This is a genomic window from Vannielia litorea (genome assembly GCF_018424695.1).
Taxonomy (GTDB): domain Bacteria; phylum Pseudomonadota; class Alphaproteobacteria; order Rhodobacterales; family Rhodobacteraceae; genus Vannielia; species Vannielia litorea_A.
On the sequence record NZ_QTNQ01000053.1, the window covers coordinates 22,908 to 29,189 of the forward strand.

The 6,282-nt window shown below is 65.2% G+C and carries 6 protein-coding genes; 5 read left to right on the forward strand and 1 reads right to left on the reverse strand.

Going from position 1 to position 6,282, the window contains the following annotated elements; all coding sequences use genetic code 11:
* Positions 1 to 17: 17 nt before the first annotated feature.
* The 4 genes from aroA to DYI42_RS16240 all read left to right on the forward strand — a co-directional run bounded on the left by aroA (position 18) and on the right by DYI42_RS16240 (position 3,259).
* Positions 18 to 1,370: a 3-phosphoshikimate 1-carboxyvinyltransferase gene (gene aroA / locus DYI42_RS16225; protein WP_213547045.1), complete on the forward strand. Its 1,353-nt coding sequence runs from the start codon at positions 18 to 20 to the stop codon at positions 1,368 to 1,370.
* Positions 1,367 to 1,771 carry a GFA family protein gene (locus DYI42_RS16230; protein WP_213547046.1) on the forward strand — a complete coding sequence of 135 codons (405 nt, stop codon included), beginning with the start codon at positions 1,367 to 1,369 and terminating at the stop codon, positions 1,769 to 1,771. Before aroA ends, DYI42_RS16230 begins: the two co-directional genes overlap by 4 nt.
* A gap of 66 nt (positions 1,772 to 1,837) precedes the next feature.
* Entirely contained in the window at positions 1,838 to 2,449 is a 612-nt protein-coding gene (gene cmk, locus DYI42_RS16235; RefSeq protein WP_213547047.1) for a (d)CMP kinase, read from the forward strand.
* Between the two features lie 315 nt (positions 2,450 to 2,764).
* Positions 2,765 to 3,259, forward strand: a complete 495-nt coding sequence (locus tag DYI42_RS16240) for a BLUF domain-containing protein (RefSeq protein ID WP_213547048.1) — start codon at positions 2,765 to 2,767, stop codon at positions 3,257 to 3,259.
* On the opposite strand, the gene DYI42_RS16245 is transcribed toward DYI42_RS16240, so the two are convergent.
* Positions 3,256 to 4,143, reverse strand: a complete 888-nt coding sequence (locus tag DYI42_RS16245; RefSeq protein WP_213547049.1) for an alpha/beta fold hydrolase — start codon at positions 4,141 to 4,143, stop codon at positions 3,256 to 3,258. The genes DYI42_RS16240 and DYI42_RS16245 overlap by 4 nt on opposite strands.
* Before the next feature lie 247 nt (positions 4,144 to 4,390).
* On the opposite strand from DYI42_RS16245, the gene rpsA reads away from it, so the two are divergent.
* A complete protein-coding gene (gene rpsA / locus DYI42_RS16250) occupies positions 4,391 to 6,070 on the forward strand; it encodes a 30S ribosomal protein S1 (RefSeq protein ID WP_213547050.1) in 1,680 nt (559 codons plus the stop codon).
* The last annotated feature ends 212 nt before the right edge of the window (positions 6,071 to 6,282 follow it).

Sequence of the window (6,282 nt, forward strand, 5' to 3'; positions counted from 1 at the left end):
TCAGAGGAGCCCCGCCCATGTCGTCTCACGGCACCCCCATCCCGATGACCTCTCGCAAGGCCGCGCCGCTCAAGGGCGTGGCGGAGGTGCCCGGCGACAAGTCTATCTCGCATCGCTCGCTGATCCTTGGCGCGATGGCCGTTGGGGAGACAAAGATCACCGGCCTCCTGGAAGGCGAGGATGTGCTGGACACCGCGAAAGCGATGCGGGCCCTGGGCGCGGAGGTGGTGCAGCACGGGCCGGGGGACTGGTCGGTGCATGGCGTGGGCGTCGGCGGATTTGCCGAGCCGGAGGATGTGATCGACTGCGGCAACTCGGGCACCGGGGTGCGGCTCATCATGGGCGCGGTGGCGACCCATCCTTTCGCCGTGACCTTCACCGGTGACGCCAGCTTGCGTTCGCGCCCGATGGGGCGGGTGACGGAGCCGCTTTCGCTATTTGGCACAGTGTCTTACGGGCGCACGGGCGGGCGGTTGCCGCTGACGATGGTGGGCGCGGAAAGCCCTGTGCCAGTGAGCTATGCCACGCCGGTGCCTTCCGCCCAGGTGAAATCTGCGGTGCTCCTCGCCGGGCTGAACGCGCCGGGCATCACGGTGGTGACGGAGAAGGAAGCCACGCGCGATCATACCGAGCGCATGCTGGCCGGGTTCGGGGCAGAGGTGACTGTGGAAGATACCGAGGAGGGGCGGGTTATCTCCCTGAAAGGGCAACCGGAATTGACTCCTCAGGTGGTTGCGGTGCCGCGTGACCCTTCGTCCGCGGCCTTCCCGGTCTGCGCGGCGCTGATCGTGCCGGGCAGCGATGTGCTGGTGCCGGGCATCGGGCTGAACCCGACGCGCGCGGGGCTCTTCACCACGCTTCGGGAGATGGGGGCCGACCTGACCTATGAGAACGAACGCGAAGAGGGCGGCGAGCCTGTGGCCGACCTTCGGGCGAAATTCTCGCCAGATATGAAGGGTATAGAGGTGCCGGCAGAGCGGGCGGCCTCGATGATTGACGAGTATCCGGTGCTTTCGGTCGTTGCTGCCTTTGCGGAGGGCACCACGATGTGCCCCGGGGTGAAGGAACTGCGGGTGAAGGAATCGGACCGCATCGACGCCATGGCAGTGGGGCTCCGGGCCTGCGGTGTGGAGATTGATGAGGGCGAAGACTGGTTTGCGATCAAGGGCTTGGGGGCAGAGGGTGTGCCGGGCGGAGCGCGAGCCGAAGCGCGGCTCGACCACCGGATCGCGATGAGCTTCCTGATCTGCGGGATGGCGGCGAAAGAGCCGGTGAGCGTGGATGACGCCGGGCCGATTGCCACCTCCTTCCCGATCTTCATGGAACTCATGGGCGGGCTGGGCGCACAGCTCGACAGGGTCAACGCTTGAGGCTGACGGGCGGGTGCAACTGCGGCGCGGTGCGGTATGCCTCCGAAGGGCCCTGGCGGCCGGTGATTGCCTGCCATTGCAGCCAGTGCCGCAAGACCACCGGGCACCATGTTGCCGCCACCTCAGTTCCGCGAGAAGCCCTTGAAATCACAGGAGAACCGCGCTGGTTTGCCTCCTCCAAAAACGCCCGGCGCGGGTTTTGCCCGAGCTGCGGAAGCCAGCTTTTCTGGGATGGGCCGGGGGTGAATATCTCGGTGATGGCGGGCACTCTGGATGGGCCGACGGGGCTTGTCGTGAAGGGGCATATCTTTTGTGCCGACAAGGGCGATTACTACGAGATCGGCGAGGGTCAGCGGCAGGCGCCGAGGGCTGACCCGGAGCTGACGACGCAGGTGGTATGATCCGGCCCGTTCAGGCAGGGTAAAGGAAGCGTTAAGCCGACGCGCGTATGCATCGAAGAGGGGCGCATGAAACTCACCGTAGCGATTGATGGGCCGGCGGCGGCGGGGAAGGGGACGATCTCGAAGGCGGTCGCCCGTGAGTTTGGCCTCGCCCACCTTGATACCGGCCTGCTCTACCGTGCGGTGGGGGCCAAGGTGCTGGCCGGGGCCGCGCCGGTGGAGGCCGCAGAGGCGCTTGTGCCGGCAGACCTTGCCCCGGAGGACGCGCTCAGGACCCCCGATGTGGCCCAGGCCGCGAGCCGTGTGGCCGCCGACCCGGAGGTGCGGGCGAAGTTGTTGGAATTTCAGCGCAATTTCGCCCGCCGAGAGGGCGGGGCGGTGTTGGACGGGCGCGATATTGGCACCGTGATCTGCCCCGATGCGGAGGTGAAGCTCTTTGTCACCGCCAGCGCCGAGGCCCGCGCGGAGCGGCGTTACAAGGAGCTTATCGGCAACGGTCACGAGGTGACGCCTGAGCAGGTCTTGGCAGATGTGAAAGCCCGCGACGCCCGCGATGCAGGCCGCGATGCGGCGCCGATGGTGGCGGCAGAGGATGCCGTGATGCTGGATACGACCGAGTTGAGCATCGCAGAGGCGCTTGACCGGGCGCGTGAGTGTATCCGACTGAAAATAAAGTAAAAAATCAGGGTTAACAGCGGTGTTGCGGAAATCTTGTCGGCGAAAAGTTGCCGTGCAGAACCCATGCACAGGCAATGCACAACCCATGCACATGTCATAAGACATCGCGGATGTGGAATTAACCAATATAGAGGAAATCGCTTGCCTGGGGCGAGCCGACAGGCGCCAGCCGTTAACCCTTTTGCAACAGGGCAATTGTCGAATACACGGCGCGTGATAAATCTGTTGATCGATTCCCCCGCGGGCATTGAAGCAAGACTACCCGGGCCGGGACTGAGACCGAGGCCCGGGACGTAAGAAACTGACAGGACTGGAATGCACCAACTCGTTTATCGCTCCCTCGCGCTGGATGAAGACTTCGGCGACAGCGACCTCGACATCCTCTTGAAGGCCCTCACCTTCAACCGGGAAAACCAAATCACCGGGTTTCTGCTGCGCGGGCGCGAACAGTTTTTCCAGGCGCTACACGGGCCGCGCGAAGTTGTGCTGGCCCTCATGCAACGCATTCACCACGATACCCGGCACCGGGAGGTGGAAGTGCTGCTTTCGGAAGATACCGATGAGCCGACGCCGTTCAGGGATTGGGCGATGGGCTATAATTACGTGGCAGAGGATGAGCTGGGGCTTGCGCTTTCGGCCGAGGGCATACGCCCCGAGGTGAGTCCGGCCAAGGCGCGTGAGCTTTGGCTGGAGATGGTGGAGCAGGCGCAAAGCGAATCCGAGTGGGGCGGCGGCTCACCTTACAGCCGCAAGCCTGCTGAAAGCGTGGATGCCTGGATCCAGCGGCTCTCGGCGGCGCGGAGCCACTAGGGCGCTGCTTCGACGAATCGCAGCACATGGGCGAAGAGGCTTTTGCGGGTGAGCAGAAGCAGGTGCCCGTCATCCGCAAAGCCGATGAGCCGCCCGCCGCCTGCGCGCTGGCGCAGGCCGTCGGTTTGGCGGGTGGAGAAGACCGGGTCTTCCATGCCGATGAAGAAGCCGATGCGGGCATGGCTGAGGTCGGCCTCCTCCGAAAGCGACCAGTTGCGCAGGCTGGCGGAGTGGGCGCGCACGAGCGCCGGGCTGGGATCGGCGATGCGGGGGGCGTGTTCTGCAGAGAGGGTTTCGATCCGGTCGGCGAAGGCGGGGTTGCTCAGGTTGTCGCGCCCGTAGAGCAGGGTTTTCCAGTATTCGTCCCAGATGTCCTTGCGGGTGAAGGCCTCGGCGCGGGTGGCGGCCGAGATCACATCGCCCGCGCCGCGCAGGATGGTTTGCAGCCCGCCCGCGTGCTCGGGCGAAGGCGAGATGGCGGCGACGGTGACGGTCCGGGGCGCGAGCAGGGCGGCGGCTTGCAGCGCGATGGCACCGCCGGCGGAGTAGCCAACGAGGGTGAGCTGCTTGTCGGGGTAGCGGCGAGCGAAGCGGGCGATCTCAGCTGCCGCCGCCTCGATGGAAAGCACATGGTCAAGCGGCAGCCCGTCCATCCCCGGGAAGCGGTAGTAGGCCAGACCATGGCCCCGCGCCGCCCAGTGGTTGGTGGGCGCGAAGATATCGACGGAGGCCAGCGCGCCGGGGATCATCACGGTCAGGCGCGGCGCGGCCTCGATCTCAGCCGCGCGGGCCGGGTTGATGGCAATCGGGCTTTCGCCTGTGGGCAAGGGCGGCGGCGCGGCGCAGGCGGCGAGGAGGAGGGTGAGGGCGAGGAGGGTGCGCATGGGCGGACCTTAGGGCCGCGCGCTGCCGCCGAAAAGCGGTGAAACCCCTTGCCATACGGCGTTTCACGGGCTAAACGCCCCCTCGTCAAGCCGCCGTGAGAGCTGCTGGCGGAAAACTCGGGCAGGGTCGGAGCCTTCCGGCCCTGTGTTGTTTTCCGGGCCAGCCCCTTGCGGCAGAGACCAAACCCCAAGACCGGCGGAGACAACCGCGCGGCCAGAAACCGAAACGTAAGGAAAAAAGCGCCACATGGCTCAAAACGCATCCATGGAGGAATTCGAAGCCCTCCTGTCTGAAAGCTTCGAGATCGACACGCCCGACGAGGGCTCTGTTGTCAAAGGCAAGGTCATCGCCATCGAGGCGGGCCAGGCCATCATCGACGTCGGCTACAAGATGGAAGGCCGCGTTGATCTGAAAGAATTCGCCAACCCCGGCGAGGCCCCCGAACTGGCCGTTGGTGACGAGGTCGAGGTGTTTCTCGATCGCGTCGAGAACGCCCGGGGCGAGGCCAGCATCTCCCGTGACAAGGCCCGCCGTGAAGAGGCCTGGGACCGTCTGGAGAAGGCATATGCTGACGAAGAGCGCGTTGAAGGCGCCATCTTCGGCCGCGTGAAGGGTGGCTTTACCGTCGATCTCGGCGGCGCCGTGGCCTTCCTGCCCGGCTCCCAGGTTGATGTGCGCCCCGTGCGCGACGCCGGCCCGCTGATGGGCCTCAAGCAGCCGTTCCAGATTCTGAAGATGGATCGTCGCCGCGGCAACATCGTCGTCTCGCGCCGCGCGATCCTCGAAGAGTCCCGCGCCGAGCAGCGCGCCGAAGTCATCGGCAAGCTGACCGAGGGCGACACCGTGGACGGCGTGGTGAAGAACATCACCGAATACGGTGCGTTTGTTGACCTCGGCGGCGTTGACGGCCTGCTGCACGTGACCGACATGGCCTGGCGCCGTGTGAACCACCCGAGCGAGATCCTCTCGATCGGTGAGACGATCAAGGTGCAGGTCATCAAGATCAACAAGGAAACCCACCGCATCAGCCTCGGCATGAAGCAGCTGCAGGACGATCCGTGGGATGCCGTGGAAGCCAAGTTCCCGCTCGACTCCGTGCACACCGGCCGCGTGACCAACATCACCGACTATGGTGCGTTCGTCGAGCTGGAGCCGGGTGTGGAAGGTCTTGTCCACGTCTCCGAGATGAGCTGGACCAAGAAGAACGTGCACCCTGGCAAGATCGTCTCCACCTCGCAGGAAGTGGAAGTGATGGTGCTGGAGATCGACACCGCGAAGCGTCGCGTGTCGCTCGGCCTCAAGCAGACCATGCGCAACCCCTGGGAAGTCTTTGCCGAGACCCATCCCGAGGGCACCGAGGTGGAAGGCGAGGTCAAGAACATCACCGAGTTCGGTCTGTTCATCGGCCTGCCCGGCGACATCGACGGCATGGTGCACCTTTCCGACATCAGCTGGGACGAGCGTGGCGAGGATGCCATCCAGTCCTACCGGAAGGGCGACATGGTCAAGGCCGTTGTCACCGAGACCGACGTCGACAAGGAGCGCATCTCGCTCTCCATCAAGGCGCTGGGCGGTGACAAGTTTGCCGAGGCCGTTGGCGGCGTGAAGCGTGGCCAGATCATCACCGTGGAAGTCACCGCGATCGAGGATGGCGGCATTGAGGTGGAATACGAGGGCATGAAGTCCTTCATCCGCCGCTCCGACCTTTCCCGCGACCGGGCCGAGCAGCGCCCCGAGCGCTTCGGCGTGGGAGACAAGGTGGATGTGCGCGTGACCAACGTGGACAGCAAGACCCGCCGTCTGGGCCTGTCGATCAAGGCGCGCGAGATCGCCGAGGAGAAGGAAGCCGTGGAGCAGTATGGCTCGTCGGACTCCGGCGCCTCGCTGGGCGATATCCTGGGGGCCGCGCTGAACAAGGACGACTGATCCTTCAGCCGGGCGTAAAGCCTGAGAGATATGGGGCCTCCGCTGCTGGCGGGGGCCCTTTTTTGTTGGGCCGGTCTTGTGTTGGAACGGTCGCGGGGGCGCCACCCTCCTGCATTTTCTTGCTGAAAATACTCCAAACCGCCCTCGCCACCCATACACCGCCCGAAAGCCGGGCATCACGGTGCCAGTGTGCGCGGGGGCGGCGCGGGGTG